Annotated in this window: 17 protein-coding genes; 5 read left to right on the top strand and 12 right to left on the bottom strand. The window is 64.3% G+C overall.

Features of this window, described 5'->3' with window-relative positions; translation table 11 throughout:
* Nucleotides 1-20: 20 nt before the first annotated feature.
* A complete protein-coding gene (ada, locus tag KF827_RS00910) occupies nt 21-1,106 on the top strand; it encodes a bifunctional DNA-binding transcriptional regulator/O6-methylguanine-DNA methyltransferase Ada (protein WP_290998361.1) in 1,086 nt (361 codons plus the stop codon).
* Here the strand turns inward: ada and KF827_RS00905 are convergent.
* From KF827_RS00905 to KF827_RS00890, 4 genes are all read right to left on the bottom strand, one after another.
* Nucleotides 1,103-1,540, bottom strand: coding sequence for a hypothetical protein (locus tag KF827_RS00905; protein WP_290998357.1), 438 nt, complete (start codon nt 1,538-1,540; stop codon nt 1,103-1,105). The two genes, ada and KF827_RS00905, sit on opposite strands and share 4 nt — an antisense overlap.
* A gap of 131 nt (nt 1,541-1,671) precedes the next feature.
* Nucleotides 1,672-2,142, bottom strand: coding sequence for a GNAT family N-acetyltransferase (locus tag KF827_RS00900; protein ID WP_290998354.1), 471 nt, complete (start codon nt 2,140-2,142; stop codon nt 1,672-1,674).
* 96 nt (nt 2,143-2,238) lie between these two features.
* Complete coding sequence (locus tag KF827_RS00895; protein WP_290998350.1) at nt 2,239-3,036, bottom strand: PhzF family phenazine biosynthesis protein; 798 nt, start codon at nt 3,034-3,036, stop codon at nt 2,239-2,241.
* 96 nt (nt 3,037-3,132) lie between these two features.
* Nucleotides 3,133-3,399, bottom strand: a complete 267-nt coding sequence (locus tag KF827_RS00890) for a DUF1127 domain-containing protein (protein ID WP_290998347.1) — start codon at nt 3,397-3,399, stop codon at nt 3,133-3,135.
* Nucleotides 3,400-3,514: 115 nt separating this feature from the next.
* Here KF827_RS00890 and KF827_RS00885 point away from each other — a divergent pair, with 115 nt between their 5' ends.
* Nucleotides 3,515-4,948 (top strand): PLP-dependent aminotransferase family protein, encoded by a 1,434-nt coding sequence (locus tag KF827_RS00885; RefSeq protein ID WP_290998344.1) that lies wholly within the window; start codon nt 3,515-3,517, stop codon nt 4,946-4,948.
* 29 nt (nt 4,949-4,977) lie between these two features.
* Nucleotides 4,978-6,432, top strand: a complete 1,455-nt coding sequence (locus tag KF827_RS00880) for an L-lactate permease (RefSeq protein WP_290998342.1) — start codon at nt 4,978-4,980, stop codon at nt 6,430-6,432.
* Between the two features lie 11 nt (nt 6,433-6,443).
* Here KF827_RS00880 and thiD read toward each other — a convergent pair whose 3' ends face one another.
* The 6 genes from thiD to KF827_RS00850 all read right to left on the bottom strand — a co-directional run bounded on the left by thiD (nt 6,444) and on the right by KF827_RS00850 (nt 12,756).
* On the bottom strand, nt 6,444-7,250 hold the full coding sequence (gene thiD, locus KF827_RS00875; RefSeq protein ID WP_290998338.1) for a bifunctional hydroxymethylpyrimidine kinase/phosphomethylpyrimidine kinase: 807 nt from the start codon (nt 7,248-7,250) through the stop codon (nt 6,444-6,446).
* Complete coding sequence (glmM, locus tag KF827_RS00870; protein WP_290998334.1) at nt 7,247-8,593, bottom strand: phosphoglucosamine mutase; 1,347 nt, start codon at nt 8,591-8,593, stop codon at nt 7,247-7,249. The genes thiD and glmM overlap by 4 nt, the downstream gene beginning before the upstream one ends.
* Before the next feature lie 45 nt (nt 8,594-8,638).
* Nucleotides 8,639-9,547, bottom strand: a complete 909-nt coding sequence (folP, locus tag KF827_RS00865; RefSeq protein WP_290998332.1) for a dihydropteroate synthase — start codon at nt 9,545-9,547, stop codon at nt 8,639-8,641.
* A 28-nt stretch (nt 9,548-9,575) separates the two neighbouring features.
* Nucleotides 9,576-10,163, bottom strand: a complete 588-nt coding sequence (locus tag KF827_RS00860) for a hypothetical protein (protein ID WP_290998327.1) — start codon at nt 10,161-10,163, stop codon at nt 9,576-9,578.
* A gap of 6 nt (nt 10,164-10,169) precedes the next feature.
* Entirely contained in the window at nt 10,170-11,819 is a 1,650-nt protein-coding gene (locus KF827_RS00855) for a 3-(methylthio)propionyl-CoA ligase (protein WP_290998323.1), read from the bottom strand.
* A 160-nt stretch (nt 11,820-11,979) separates the two neighbouring features.
* Entirely contained in the window at nt 11,980-12,756 is a 777-nt protein-coding gene (locus KF827_RS00850; RefSeq protein WP_290998319.1) for an enoyl-CoA hydratase-related protein, read from the bottom strand.
* A gap of 228 nt (nt 12,757-12,984) precedes the next feature.
* Between KF827_RS00850 and KF827_RS00845 the strand changes: the two genes are divergently transcribed.
* Complete coding sequence (locus tag KF827_RS00845) at nt 12,985-13,749, top strand: TorF family putative porin (protein WP_290998316.1); 765 nt, start codon at nt 12,985-12,987, stop codon at nt 13,747-13,749.
* 119 nt (nt 13,750-13,868) lie between these two features.
* Here KF827_RS00845 and KF827_RS00840 read toward each other — a convergent pair whose 3' ends face one another.
* Nucleotides 13,869-14,324 carry a thiamine phosphate synthase gene (locus KF827_RS00840; protein WP_290998311.1) on the bottom strand — a complete coding sequence of 152 codons (456 nt, stop codon included), beginning with the start codon at nt 14,322-14,324 and terminating at the stop codon, nt 13,869-13,871.
* Between the two features lie 131 nt (nt 14,325-14,455).
* Here KF827_RS00840 and KF827_RS00835 point away from each other — a divergent pair, with 131 nt between their 5' ends.
* Complete coding sequence (locus tag KF827_RS00835; protein WP_290998307.1) at nt 14,456-15,121, top strand: YggS family pyridoxal phosphate-dependent enzyme; 666 nt, start codon at nt 14,456-14,458, stop codon at nt 15,119-15,121.
* A 2-nt stretch (nt 15,122-15,123) separates the two neighbouring features.
* On the opposite strand, the gene KF827_RS00830 is transcribed toward KF827_RS00835, so the two are convergent.
* Complete coding sequence (locus KF827_RS00830; protein WP_290998297.1) at nt 15,124-15,387, bottom strand: hypothetical protein; 264 nt, start codon at nt 15,385-15,387, stop codon at nt 15,124-15,126.
* Nucleotides 15,388-15,420: the final 33 nt, after the last annotated feature.

Genomic DNA, 15,420 nt, shown 5'->3' with positions numbered 1-15,420 from the left:
CCGGGCCTAATTTGCTGGCCATGAACAAGCAGCGCAAATTGCAGGGCCGCCAGCCCACCAAGGCCGAAACCGCCGCCATCCTGGCTAACGATGCCAGGGCGGATGGCCGTTTCATCTACGCGGTGAGCAGCACCGGCATTTTCTGCCATCCCTCCTGCCCCAGCCGACCGCCCAAGCCGGAGAATATCCGCATCTATCCCGACGCCGATGCGGCTGCCGCCGATGGGTTGCTTGCGTGCAAACGCTGCCGGCCCGATCAGCCTGGGCATGACAAACGCCTGCTGCGCGCCCGCGCCCTGATCGATGCCCGCATCGATGCCGGCGAAGCACCGCCCAGCCTGGCCGAGTTGGGCAAGGCGGCGCATGCCAGCCCCAGCCATCTGCAACGGCGCTTTGCCGCCGCCTTCGGGCTATCGCCCAAGGCCTATGCCGAGGCGCGGCGGCTGCAAACCCTGAAACGCGAATTGAAAGGCGGTGCCGACGTGGCGCAGGCAATCTACGGCGCAGGCTTCGGCGCCACCAGTCGGGTTTACGAAAAGTCGGACAAACTGCTGGGCATGACGCCGGCGGATTACAAGCGCGGCGGCGAGGGCCTCACCCTCACCTATTCCCTGAAGGCCTGGCCGCTGAAGCCTTCCTTGGGCCGCGTGCTGCTGGCGCGCAGCCCGCGCGGCCTCGCGGCCTTGCTGCTGGGTGCAAACGATGCCGCGATGCTGGCGGAATTGCACAGCGAATTTCCTGCCGCCACGCTGCTGCGCGACGATGCCGCAAACGATGCCGCGCTGGCGGCGATGACGGCATTGCTGCACGGACGCGCGCTGCCGAAGAATCTGCCGCTGGATCTGCGTGGCACGCCGTTTCAGATCCGCGTCTGGCAGGCCTTGCAGGCAATACCGCATGGCGAGACGCGAAGCTATGCGCAGATCGCGGCGATGCTGGGCATGCCGCGTGCATCCCGCGCCGTGGGCTCGGCCTGCGCCAACAATATCCTGGGCCTGCTGGTGCCCTGCCATCGTGCCTTGCGCTCCGATGGCAGCCTGGGTGGCTATCGCTGGGGCCTGGACCGGAAGCAGGCGATCCTCGATATGGAAACCGAGGCGGCTTAGCGCACGCCCTGCTGCTGCGTCAGCAGCGCGTTGAGGGCTTTCCAATCCCGATAGCCGGATGTGGGGCTGGATGCCTGGCCACGGCTTTCGATGCCGGCGATGGCATCCTTGGTCATCTGGATGTAATTGACCGGCGTATTGTCGATCTGCGCCTTCTCGGCCGGCGTGAAGGGGATGAATTGCCCATTCGGGCCGACTTTGCCCAACGGACCGGCCATCTGCAGCATGCCCAGTTGATGCAGGTCGATCTTGCCGTCATCGAACAGCTTCTTCGCCGCCGTCTTCATATCGTTGGGCGTCATGCGGGTGAAATCGCGATCCAGGCCGGCAGCCTTGGTGAGCATGTCGGCGAAGGCGGTGCCATTGGGCGCAGCCGAGGGGCCCGGCGTTTTCTGCTGAAAGGACGGCGTGCGGATTGCGGTGTCGATGATCATGCCAGTCTCCTGGAAAACCTGTGTCTTCCAGGATCGTAGCAAGTTGCTTGCCACAATATTGCAGCCCGGTTATCGGCGAAAATCAGGGCAACGGCTGATGCCTGGCGGCAAAAAATGCCGGGCAATTCCGATCAAAGCGCGACTTCGCGGTAGCGCACATCGGGTTCGGGGTTCGGCGTATAGGGCGGAATTTCGTAGAAGCCAAGCGCATCATACAGCGCATTGGCCGTCTGCATGCGCTGCAAGGTGTCGATCCGCATGCGGCCATAGCCCCTGACCCGGGCCTCGGCCATGATGGCTTCGGCAAGCTTGCGGCCAAGCTGCAGGCCACGCGCCTGGGGCTTCACATAGAGCCGCTTCATCTCGGCGATGCCCTCGCCAAGATCGCGCAAGGCGACCACTCCCATCGCATGGCCATCCACCCAGGCCAGCAACAACGCACCCGATGGCGGCGCGTATTTGCCTGGCAGGGTTGCCAGTTCGGCATCGAACCCCTGGAAGCACAGACTGAAATTCAGCGAATTGGCATATTCCACAAACAGCGACCGCGCGCGCGCCAAATCCGTCTCGCCATGCGCTTGCCTGATTTCGATCATCGCCATTGCATGATTGTGTGGAAGATGGGCGGGGCGCGCAACAGGGGAGAACACGCCCCGCCCGAGTTTCCCGAACCGGGGGACGCCGGCTCGGGCTGAAACTCACACCGTGATGCTGCCTTCAAGATAAGGCATGCAACTGCCGGCCAGCCGCACCCGCTCGCCCTCGAACCGGCAGAACAGATGCCCGCCGCGCTTGGATGCCTGATAGGCATGAATATGGCTGCGGCCCAGGCGCGCGGCCCAATACGGCACGATGGTGCAATGGGCCGAGCCGGTGACCGGATCTTCCGGTACGCCGACACGCGGCGCGAAAAAGCGCGAGACGCAATCCACGCCGGGCCGGTCGCCGGGCGCGGTGGCGATCACGCCGTATTTTTCCAGCGTGGCAAGCCGGGCCATATCGGGTTTCAGCGCATGCAGTTGATCGGCGCTCTCGTAAACCGCCAGCCAGGCCGCCGATTCCAGCACGATGGCCGGCGCGGCCCCCAGGCCTTCCAGCAAAGCCGGCGGCGGGTTTGCCGGCACGGCGATACGGGCGGGAAAATCCATTTCAAGCCGGCCGGTTTCGCCATCCAGCGTCACCGGCAGCAAGCCGCTGCGGGTTTCGAATTCCACCTTGCGCAGATGCGGCACCAGCCGGGTCAGCAGCAACCAGGCGCTTGCCAGCGTGGCATGGCCGCAGAGATCCACTTCCACCTCGGGCGTGAACCAGCGCAGGTGATAGCGGCCATCGCTGCCTTGCGGCACGAAAAAGGCGGTTTCGGCAAGATTGTTTTCGGCGGCAATGGCCTGCAGCATGGCATCGGGCAGCCAGCTTTGCAGCGGCACGATAGCCGCCGGATTGCCGCGAAACACCGTGTCGGTGAAGGCATCAACCTGATAGATCGGCAAACGCATGCTGGCCCCGCAGGATTTGTTGGGAACTGGCGCCGCTGCGATATCGTATCACCCGCGCGGCGCCGGCCCGTTTGGCATCAAACTCCGAATCTCACCTCATCGAACCCAGAAAGGCTTGCCGGATTCGGCGGCAATATCCCCCCGGCTGAGGCCGATATCCTTGAGTTGCCGTTCGGAAAGGCCGGCCAGAACCGCCCGTTCCTCTGCCCGCCGCTGCCAAGCCAGCAGGCCATACACAATGGTGCTCGCCATACCGGCGAGAGCCGCAAGGCTCTTGTCGATGGCCCGACCCAGCGTGCTACCCAGCCGCTCGGCAGGGCCTAGATACTCAGACCGTCCAATTGTATCGATACATTCAGCCATGACACCGCTCCATCTCCTTGCATTGTGCCTTTAAATTGCAACATTGAACCCCTTCAATGCTGATATTGAACTTCTATGTTGACGATTGAATGGCGTCAATGTAAATATTGTCACCATGACAATATGGACACCCGACCTGCAGCAATTCCCTGGCCCGCGCTATCAGGCCCTGGCCACAGCGATTGAATCCGCCGTGCGCTCGGGCGAATTGCCGCCCGGCACCCGCCTGCCGCCGCAACGCGACCTGGCCTGGAAGCTGGGCGTCACGGTGGGTACGGTCAGCCGTGGCTACATGCTGGCGGAGCAAAAGGGCCTGCTTTCGGGCGAGGTGGGGCGCGGCACTTTCGTGAAGCCGCCGCAGGAAGCCGGCCATCAGGGCCGCGAGCCGGCCATGCCGCATCCTGCGGCCAGCGACCTGCCGGCATTGCCAGATCTGCGCAGCCCCGGGCTGATCGAATTGTCGCGCAACGAGCCCAGCCTGCCCGATTACGAACATCATATGCAGCGCACCCTGCGCGATTTGTCGGCGCGCGACGGCGTGGGGCATCTGCTGGCTTATAGCCGCCTGCTGGGCGACCCGGCGCATCGTGCGGCAGCCGCGCAATGGATCGGCCGTACCGGCCTGAAACTGAGCCCCGATCAGATCATCGCCACGGCCGGCGCCCAGCAGGCCCTGGCGCTGGCGATTTCGGGTCTGGCCGAACCGGGCGAAACCCTGCTGGTGGAATCGCTGACCTATGGCGGCATCCACGAAAATGCGCGGCAGCGTTCGACGCGCCTGCATGCCGTGGCGATGGATGACGAAGGCATGCTGCCCGAAGCGCTGGACGAAGCCGCGGCGCGTACCAATGCGCGCAGCGTGTTGATCCAGCCCACCTTGCACAATCCCACCAATGCCATCATGTCGGCCAAGCGGCGCGAAGATATCGTGGCCGTGGCGCGCAAACGCGACCTCACCATCGTGGAAGACGATGTGTATGGTTTCGTGATCCGCGAACGGCCATTGCCGCTGGCCGTGCTGGCGCCCGAACGCACGGTGTATATCGCCTCGGCCTCGAAATGCATGGCGCCGGGCCTGCGCGTCGGCTGGCTGGCGGCACCGCCGGCTTTGATCGAGCGTTTCGGCGATGTGCTGCATGCCATCGCGGTGAACAATCCCCGCCTGAACCAGGAGATCGTGCGGCAATGGATCGAGGACGGCACCGCCGAAGCGATGCTGGAATCGGTGCGTACCGAAGCCGCCATCCGCCAGGGCATCGCCGCCGAATATCTGGTCGGCCACACCTATCGCAGCCATCCCAGCAGCCTGCATGTGTATGTGGAACTGCCCGAGCCCTGGCGGCCGAATGACTTCACCGCCCAGGCGCTGATGCTGGGCGTGCGGATCGCCAGTTGCACCAGCTTCGTGCCCGATTATCGCTCCAACCCGGCGGCCTGGGTGCGCATCTCGCTGGCCCCCTGCCCCGATCGCAGCGAATTGCGCGAAGGCCTGCGCCGCCTGCGCGGCCTGCTCGACCGCACACCGGAGGCACGCCAGGGTGTTGTGTAAGGCGGCTTTGGTATAATACACCGCACAGCATGACCGCGCTGATCTATCTCGCTCCGATTCTGCTGGTAACCGGCCTTGTGCTGGCCAGCCGCATGCCGCTGCTGCGCGCCGGCGCCTTCGGGCTGCTGGCCACATTGCTGGCCGCTTATTATGGCGCGTCAGACACCGCAAGCTATCTGGCCATGCTGCCGCTGGAACTGGCCAAAGGCGTGTGGCTGGCCTGGCAAGGCGGCAGCATCGTGTTGTTCGGGCTGTTTCTGCATCTGGTGCTGAGCGGCGGCAACACCAAACCCACCGCAGGCGCGGCGATGGCGGCTGCGCCGATCGATCCCGGAAAACTGCACCGCCATGTCTTTCTCTATTGCTTCCTGGCCGGCCCCTGCGTGGAAAGCGCGATCGGCTTCGGCATCGGCTATGCCGCCGCTATCGGCGGATTGCTGCGCCTGGGCATTCCGCCGCTGAGCGCCGCATTGCTGAGCATCTTCTGCCAGATGCTGGTGCCCTGGGGCGCCCTGGCCGTAGGCACGCAAATCGGTGCATCGCTGGCCCATGTGCCGCTGGTGGATTTCGGTTTCTATTCCTCGATCACCAGCGCGCCGCTGGTGCTGGTGCTGCTGCCATGGTTCTGGCTGCTGATGCACCGCCAGGGCATCAAGCCGGCGCCCGGCGATCTGCTGGTTGAGGCCGGCTATCTGCTGGGCCTGATCGGATTGCTGATCCTGGGCAACTGGCTGGGCGCGGTGGAAGCCTCAGGCCTGGTTGCCTGCGCGCTGATACTGGGCGTGATGGCCTGGCGCGAAGGACTGATGCAGGCGGCGCCGATACGCACCGTGCTGGCCTATGGCGCGCTGGCGCTGCTGTTGCTGGGCAGCCGCCTGATCCCCGGCATCGCGCCGCTGCTGAATGGCATTGCCGTCTTGCGGCCATTCGACAGCCTGCCGACATTTCCCCTGCTGTATCACGCCGCCAGCATCCTGCTGCTGCTGGCGATTGCCGATCTGTTGCTGCGCGGCGAGACATCGCGGCTGCCCGGGCTGTTGCGCCAGACCTGGCAAGGCGCGCGCATGCCGGTGGCCGCGATGGTGGTGTTCCTCACCATTGCGCGGATCTATACCGGCACCGGCATGGCCGATGCGCTGGCGCAAAGCTGGAGCGCGAATACCGGCAGTGCTGCAGCCTATGGCGGTCCGCTCTTTGCCATGGTGATGGGTGCGCTGACCGGCTCCACATCCGCCGTCAATGGCCTGTTGTTGCCGATCCAGAGCGCGCTCGCCCAGGCCATCAATGCCCCCGAGCTTTGGGTGCTGGGCCTGCAAAACAGCGTGGCCGGCGCGATGACGGCGATATTCCCCGGCAAGGTGGCGATGGCCTGCGCATTTGCCGGCATTCCCGGCCAGGAGCGGCTTATCCTGCGCCGCTATGGCGGCTATGCGCTATTCACCCTGCTGTGCAGCATGGGCGTGCTGGCCCTGGTTCTGCCTTAGTGTTTTCTGCGCTAGTGGTTTAGCGGCCAACCATGATTCAGCGGGCCATGGCCCTGGCCCAGGCCCGGCGCCGTGAGCATGGCCTGGCGCACATAATCGCGCGCTTCCGCCACCGCCTGCCGGAGCGGTTTGCCGAAAGCCAGCCCGGCGGCAATCGCGGATGCCAGCGTGCAGCCCGTGCCATGCGTGGAGCGGCTGTCGATCCGCTGAGCAAGGAAACGCGTCTCGCCTTCCGGCGTTTGCAGCAGATCCAGCAACTCGCTGCTATCGAGATGCCCGCCCTTGAGCAGCACCGCCTTGGGCCGCAGCCCGAGCAGGCTATGCGCGGCAGCCGGCATCGCGGCGGCATCGGGAATCGCCTTGCCGATCAGCGCCTCGGCCTCGGGCAGGTTGGGCGTGATGATCGTGGCCCGCGGGATCAGTTGTTCGATCAGCGCCACCTCGGCTTCGGGCTGCAACAGCCGCGCACCGCCCTTGGCAACCATCACCGGATCCACCACCAGCGGAATATGCGGCGCCACATCATCCAGCACGCGCACGATGGCCTCGATCACGCTGGGCGAATTCAGCATGCCGGTCTTGATCGCATCGGCGCCGATATCCTCCAGCACCACGCGCATCTGCTGGGCCACGAAGGCGGCCGGCACTTCATGCACGCCATGCACGCCGAGCGTATTCTGCGCGGTGAGCGCGGTGATGGCCGTGGCGGCGAAACCGCCCAGCATGGTCACCGCCTTGATATCGGCCTGGATGCCGGCTCCGCCGCCGGAATCGGAACCGGCCACGATCAACACGCGGCCGCGCGACGGATTGCTCATGCCGCGGCTTTCTCCAGCGCACGAACGATCTCGTCCACCACCGCGGAAACCAGCGTTTCATCCTCGCCTTCCGCCATCACGCGGATCAGCGGTTCGGTGCCGCTGGGGCGGATCACGATGCGGCCCGAACCGGCCAGCCTGGCTTCGCCGGCCTGGATGGCGCGCTGCACATCCGGTGCATCCTGCGGCTTGCCGCCGGAATGGCGCACATTGCGCAGCAATTGCGGATAGGGCTGGAAGCGGCGACAGAATTCAGATGCCCGCTTGCCGGAATCGGCCAATGCCGACAGCACCTGCAAGGCAGCCACCAGGCCATCGCCCGTAGTGGCGAAATCCGACAGGATGATATGGCCGCTCTGTTCGCCGCCGAGATTGAAGCCATGCTCGCGCATCGCCTCCAGCACATAGCGGTCGCCCACCTTGGTGCGGCGCAATTCCAGCCCCAGGCCGTTGACGAAACGCTCCAGCCCGAGGTTGGACATGATGGTGGCCACCAGGCCGCCGCGCGCCAGCTTGCCCTGGGCCAGCCAGCTTTCCGCCACAACGGCCATCAACTGGTCGCCATCGATCACCTGGCCACGTTCGTCCACCATCACCACGCGGTCGGCATCGCCATCCAGCGCTATGCCCAGATCGGCGCCATGGGCCACCACGGCTTCCTGCAGCGCGGCCGGATGCGTGGAACCGCATTGCCTGTTGATGTTGAACCCATCGGGCTTCACGCCGATGGAAATCACATCAACTTCCAATTCCCACAGCACGGCGGGCGCCACCTTGTAGGCCGCGCCATTGGCGCAATCGACCACCACTTTCAGGCCGCCCAGCTTCTGCCCCTTGGGCAGCGTGGTCTTGGCGAATTCGATATAGCGGCCATCGGCATCGTCCAGCCGCTTGGCACGCCCGAGCTTTTCCGATGCCGCCAGCACCGGCTGCGCCTGACCGGTGATCATCGCCTCGATCTCGGCTTCGGCCGTATCCGACAGCTTGTAGCCATCGGGACCGAACAGCTTGATGCCGTTATCGTGAAACGGATTATGCGAGGCCGAGATCATCACGCCGAGATCGCAGCGCAGGGCACGGGTGAGCATGGCCACGGCCGGCGTGGGCATCGGGCCGACCAGGAACACATCCATGCCCACCGAGGTGAAACCGGCGGTGAGCGCGGGTTCCAGCATATAGCCGGACAGGCGGGTATCCTTGCCGATCAACACCCGGTGGCGATGCTCGCCGCGGGTGAAATAGGCGCCGGCGGCCATGCCGACCCGCAACGCGGTGGCGGCGGTCATCGGCTCGGCATTGGCGAGGCCACGGATGCCATCGGTGCCAAAAAAAGCGCGTGTCATCAGAAATCCCGAATCGGGCCGCCCAAAGCGGCCTGGCTGCCCGGATTATGCCATATCGCCGGGCGCCTGGAAATCCAGCGCACGCCAGACTTTCAGGGCCTGCACGGTATCGGCTACGTCATGCACCCGCAGAATTTGCGCGCCCCGGCTGGCGGCGAACAACGCCCCGGCCAGCGAAGCGCCCAGGCGGTGCGCCGGATCGGGTGCTTCGGCCAGCGTACCCAACAGGCTCTTGCGCGACAGGCCGATCAGCAGCGGCAGGCCAAGCGCCGTGAAACGCGGGATCGCACGCAGCAGGGCCACATTATGCGCCACCGTCTTGCCGAAGCCGATACCGGGATCGAGGATGATGTTGTCGCGCCGGATACCTGCCGCGACGCAGATATCCACGCGCCGTAGCAGATAGGCCAGCACCTCGGCCACCACATCTTCATACTGCGGATCCTGCTGCATGGTGGCGGGCTGGCCCTGCTTGTGCATCAGCACCACCGGGCAGCCGGCCTCCGCCACTGCCGCCAGGCTGTCGGGATCGTCTTCCAGCGCGCTGATATCGTTGATGATATGGGCACCCGCAGCCAGCACGGCGCGCATCGTGGCGGCATAGCGCGTATCCACCGAGATCGGCACGCCGATATCGTGCAAGCCTTGCAGCACGGGCAGCAGGCGGGCCTGTTCGGTGGCGCTATCCACCGGTTCGGCCCCAGGCCGGGTCGATTCGGCGCCAAGATCGAGCATGTCGGCACCGGCCGCCACCATGGCGCGGGCCTGGGCTATGGCGGCATCGGGCTTTCCCGCCAGGCCATCCCCGGAGAAGCTGTCGGCGGTAACATTCACGATTCCCATTACCAGCGGGCGGCTGGCTGGCAAACGCGGCCAATCCAGCCCCGGCAGGGTTGCGGATTTCGGCAGATCAGGCATGCCCGGCAGATAGCATGGCAGGCGGCGCCAAGCCACCCCTACCTGACTCTCTTATAGAGAGCGATCAGCGCTTGATCACTTCCAGCGTCTTGGCACGGCCGGCTTGGTCGATCGCCCAGAGCACCGAGGGCGGCCCCATCTCGGATAGCGGAATCTCGAAGCTGTAGCCGAACACGGCCGTATTGGTGACGCCGAGATGCTGGGCCACATCGCCGCGCGTGACACTGGGCACGCCGCGCCAGATCACCACCCCACGCGCGATGAACAGCAGCTCAGCCGGCGGGCCCTTGCGATCGGCATCCGCAGCCCAGCCGCTCACCGCCAGAACATTGCCGCGCTGCTCGACATTCTCCACGAAACCGCGAATGGCCAGCGAGGCCGGCACTTCGCGGCCTTCGGCATCCAACAGGCATTCCGCGCAATGGCGATAGCGGGCCGGCGCTTTGACCGGCTCGGCCAACGCAACCGGCGGCGGGTCGCTGCGCCGCGTGGTCAGCCGCGAGAAGAAACCGCCGGAGCGGGGCTGTTCCGCCTGCGCGGAGGCAGGGGATTCCGCCGGCTTGGTTTCGGTTTTGCCGACAGCCGATGGGCGCTGGCAAGCCGCCAGCGCCAGCAGCAGCGCAACCAACAGCAGCGGGCGGCGCATCATCATCGGCGATCAGGCGCCCGGCGTGGGCAGCTTGTGATCCTTGAATTGCTCGCGCAGTTTGGTCTTGAGCAATTTTCCGGTGGCGGTGTGCGGCAATTCGCTGACGAACACCACGTCATCGGGCATCCACCACTTGGCCACCTTGTCTTCCAGGAAGGCGAGCAAGTCTTCCTTGCTGACCTCCTGCCCGGGTTTCCTGATCGCCAGCAGCAGCGGGCGTTCCTGCCATTTGGCGTGGAACACGCCGATCACCGCTGCTTCCTGCACGGCCGGATGGCCCACGGCGGCATTTTCCAGGTCGATGGAGGAAATCCATTCGCCGCCCGACTTGATCACATCCTTCGAGCGATCGGTGATCTGCATATAGCCATCGGCATCCAGGGTGGCCACGTCGCCGGTGGTGAAGAAGCCATCGGCATCCAGCACGCCGCCGCCCTCGCCCTTGAAATAGCCCTTGGTGATCCAGGGGCCGCGCACCTTCACATCGCCGAAGGCAACGCCATCGCGCGGCAATTCCTTGCCGGTATCGTCGGTGATCTTGATCTCGACGCCATACACCGTGCGGCCCTGCTTGGCCTGCACATCCAGGCGCTGTTGCAGCGGCAGTCCGGCATGCTTCTTCAGCAGGTTGCCGGTGGTGCCCAGCGGCGACATCTCGGTCATCCCCCAGGCATGGATCACGAAGCAATCCATCTGCTTGGCGAAACGCTCGATCATGGCGCGCGGCGCCGCCGAGCCGCCGATCACCACGCGCTCCAGCAGGATATCCTTCTTCACATCGAGATCCTTGTTGGCATCGACATGCTGGAAGAAAGCCAACCAGACGGTGGGAACGCCCAGCGAGAAATTGCACTTCTCGTCGCGCAGCAATTCATACACGCTTTTGCCGTCCAGCGCCGGGCCGGGGAAGACCAGCTTGGCGCCGCTCATGCACGCGCCGTAAGGCACGCCCCAGGCATTGGCATGGAATAGCGGCACGATCACCAGCGCACTATCGGCCGAACCGAGATTGAGGCCGTCGCGCTGGCAGACCGCATAGGAATGCAGCACGGTGGAGCGATGCGAATACAGCACGCCCTTGGGATTGCCGGTGGTGCCCGAGGTGTAGCAGAGCGAGGAAGCCGTACGCTCGTCGAAAACCGGCCATTCATACTCGCCGCTCTCGGCGCCGATCAGATCCTCGTAGCAGAGCAGATTGGGAATCTTGCTGTCCTTGGGCATATGGGCGCGGTCGGTAAGCGCCACGAAGCCCTTCACGGTCTTGAGCTGCGGCGCCAGCTTTTCCACCAGCGGCGCGAAGGTGATGTCGAAGAACAGATAGCTGTCCTCGGCATGGTTGACGATATAGTCGATCTGTTCGGGGAACAGCCGGGGATTGACGGTATGCAGCACCGCACCCATGCCCGAGACGCCGTAATACAATTCGAAATGCCGGTAGGTATTCCAGGCCAGGGTGCCTACGCGGTCGCCGAGCTTGACGCCCAGCTTGGTGAGGGCATTGGCCAGTTGCTTGGAGCGGTGGGCCAGATCCTTGTAGGTATAGCGGTGGATCGGCCCCTCAACCGTGCGGGAGACGATTTCGGTATTCCCGTGATACAGCGCCGCGAAATCGATCAGCGACGAAATCAGCAGAGGACGATCCTGCATCAAGCCAAGCATCTGTTCCCTCCCGGAACCTTTAAGATTTTATAGTGTCCCAGTGTATGAACCCGTCTCGCACCCCGCAAGATGCAGGCCGGGAATGGTGGGCCACGACGCTGGGGAAACCCCATCACTTTTTCGGCGCGGCCCTGCATCATGATTTCAGCGTGCGGTGATTTCAGCGCCCCTTGAATACCGGCTTGCGCTTGGCCAGGAAGGCATCCCGGCCCTCGGCCAGGTCTTCGGTGCCAAACAGCACCCCCTGCATATCCGCCTCCATGGCCAGCAGCGCATCCAGCGGCTGCGGTCCGCGTGCCAGGGCCTGCTTGGTCAGGGCCAGCGCCACCGGGGGGCCTTCGGCCAAACGCCCCGCCAGGCCCAGGGCATGATCCAGCGCCGCACCGCCCGGCACCACCGCATCGACCAGGCCGATTTGGCCGGCGGTGGCGGCATCCACCTCCTCGGCCAGCATCAGCAGCCGTCGCGCCCACCCAGCATTCACCCGCTGCGGCACGCTCCATAAGGCGGCCAGGTCGGCCATCAGGCCCACTCGGGTGAAGGAGGCGCAGAACTTGGCGGTCTCCGATGCCACCACCTGATCGCAAAGCAGCGCCAGCGACAGGCCGGCGCCATAGGCATAGCCTTCCACCGCCGCCACCACCGGCTTGCCGCCATCCACCAGCAGTTTTGCCAGCTTGTGCAAACGCCGCAGCCTTTCGCGGCCGCCGGAAGATGTTGCCCCGCGCATCGAGGATAAGTCGCCGCCAGCGCAGAAAACGCCGCCATTGCCGGTCAGTACCAGTGCGCGGATATCGTCATCCGCGAGCGCCGCTTCCACCGCGGCTATCAATTCGGCGCGCAAATCCAACGACAGGGCGTTGCGCCGCTCAGGCTGATTCAGCCGTAACAGCCGGATATTCGCCCGAGTCTCAACCTGCACCAGAACCGCTTGCATACAAAACTCTCCTTTGTGGCGGTTTCCGCCCAGAAATCAGGCGCCCGCACGAAACCGGAATCGCCCAAATTTGCCTATAAAGTGGTCAGAGTGGCTGCTTCTTTACGCAAACGTGACATTCCCGCAACAGCACAAACACAACCAACACCAATGATTACGCAAGTATTTGTTACGGGTGCAAGAATTTGGTTTAGTCCGGCTCGGGAAAAGTCATTGGAGGTCTCCCTCATGAATAAGAAGATTTTGGGCTTCGCGCTTGCCGCCGCCCTGTTTGCCGGCCCGGCGTTGGCCCAGGACAAGAAGTCCATCGACGTTACCGCCACTGCCGCCATTGTCTCGGATTACAGCTTCCGCGGCATCAGCCAGACCGACAACAACCCCGCTCTGCAGCTGGGTGTTGAAGGCGCGATGAAGGTGAACGACTACTTCACCGGCTTTGTCAATCTGTGGGGCAGCAACGTCGATTTCATCCCGAACGTGGATGATGGCGCCCATGCCGAAATCGACTTCACCGTCGGTTTCCGCGGTGCCGTGTCTGGCCTCGGCTACGAAGCCAAGTACATCACCTATAACTATCCGGGCGCCTCGAAGAACCTGAACTACGATTTCCGCGAAATCGCCGGTTCGGTGAATTATGACTTCGGCTTCGTGATCCCGACCGCTGGTATCAACTACAGCACCAACTACTTCGGCAATTCCGGCAACGCCACCTACTATTATGCTGGCGTGAAGGTGCCCCTGTCGTTCATCCCCTACGACACCCGCATCCTGGCCAATATCGGCAAGCAGAACATCGACAAGAATGCGGCGTTCGGCACCCCCGATTACAAGGATTGGAATGTCGGCATCTTCGCCACCTTCTTCGGCGTGGATGTGGGCGTGCAGTATGTCGACACCGACCTGAAGACCAACGAATGCTTCGGCGGCGGCGTCTCCAAGGATCTCTGCAAGGGCCGCGCGATCCTGTCGGTTGGCTACACCTACGCTTTCTAAGATTGCCCCTCACCCGAGGGTTTCCCACAAAGATCGCCGCTGCAGCAATGCAGCGGCGATTTTCTTTTGTGAACTTGGGATCGCCGCCGCAGCAATCCAGCGGCGATTTTCTTTTGGCGCTACCGCTTCTGTAAAAAAGCGCCGATCGCGCCATAGCCATCAGGCTTCAGCGGCATCAGCCGGCGCCAGGACCGCGCATCGATTCCGCCCAGCGCATAAACCCGCAAGCCATGGCGCCGGGCCAACCGCAGCAGCAGCGCAAAACGCAGCACGCCCAGCGGCTCTGCCCCCGGATGGCTGCGGGTGGCAAAAACCGGCGAGATGAACACCGCCTGGATGCCGGCCCGCCAGGCTTTGACGATGGCGGCAGCATCATGGGCGGCTGCCGTCAACGGCCTGGTACCCTGTTTGGCGCCGGGCCGGACCAGGCCCTGGGGCAGATGCGTGTTGCCCGCCACCAGCAGCAGCAAGCCGCGCGCCCGGCACAGGCTTTCGGCAGCCGCAATCAGCGCGGCGCGATCCGGCGCATCGTAATGACGCAACACCACGCCAGAACCGCGCGGCAAAACTGCCATGGCGGACAGCGGATCCGGCATCCGGGCGGTATCGGTGAATAGCCAGCAAGCCGGCAAGGCTGCGGCCGAAGGCTTCCGCCCCCGGCCATGGCTTGTTAGGGTCGCGCGTTTTCGCATTGCCGCAGAGTGCCATGACCGACACGCATCAGAAAAGCATCGCCGACGCCCTGGCCGAAATCCGCAGCCGCATCGGCCAGGCCAACCTGATCGCCGTGGCCAAGACCTTCCCGGCCGAAGCCGTGGCGGAAGCCATTGCCGCCGGCCAGCGCCATTTCGGCGAAAACCGGGTGCAGGAAGGCATGGCCAAATACCCCGCCCTGCGCGCTGCCCATCCCGATCTGGTGCTGCATCTGATCGGTCCGCTGCAAACCAATAAGGTTCGCCAAGCCGTGGCGCATTTCGATGTGATCCACACCCTGGATCGTGCCAGCCTGGCCGAGGAACTGGCGAAGGAATTCGCCAAAACCGGCCGCCGCCTGCCCTGCTACATCCAGGTGAATACCGGCGAGGAGCCGCAAAAGGCCGGCTGCGCCCCGCAGGACGCCGATGGCTTCATCGCTGAGTGCCGCGACCGCCTGGGCCTGCCCGTCGTGGGCCTGATGTGCATCCCGCCCGCCGATGAGGAGCCCGCGCCGCATTTCGCCCTGCTGGCCAAGATCGCCAAACGCAATGGGCTGGAGCGCCTGAGCATGGGCATGAGCGGCGATTATGAAACGGCCGTTGAATTCGGCGCCACCGATATCCGTGTCGGCAGCGCGATTTTCGGCGGGCGGAGCTATCCGGTCATTCCCGGATAAACTTACTTCTTCGTGCCGCCGGTGGTGAGAGCCACTTTGTCACCCGTGATGGTGAAGGTGACCTGACCATCCTTGGTCTTGTAGGTCCATTGCTCGATCGGGCCGAGCTTGGAAATCTCGCTGGGCCGGCCGACGGCCTTTTCCAGTTCGGCCTTGGTGCCGGCCTTTTCGGCTTTCTTGATCACCTGTTCGCTGCTATCGGGACCGCAGGCGGCCAACAGCAGAGGCAGCAGCAGGACGGGTAGAAAACGAGCGAGGCGGGCCATGGCGGCGACTCCTTGGTGGAATGGCCGCCAGTC

Source organism: Ferrovibrio sp. (genome assembly GCF_019636075.1).
In the GTDB taxonomy this organism is placed as follows: Bacteria; Pseudomonadota; Alphaproteobacteria; order Ferrovibrionales; family Ferrovibrionaceae; genus Ferrovibrio.
The sequence above is the reverse complement of the archived record's forward strand: the minus strand, read 5'-3'. Positions and strand labels throughout refer to the sequence as shown.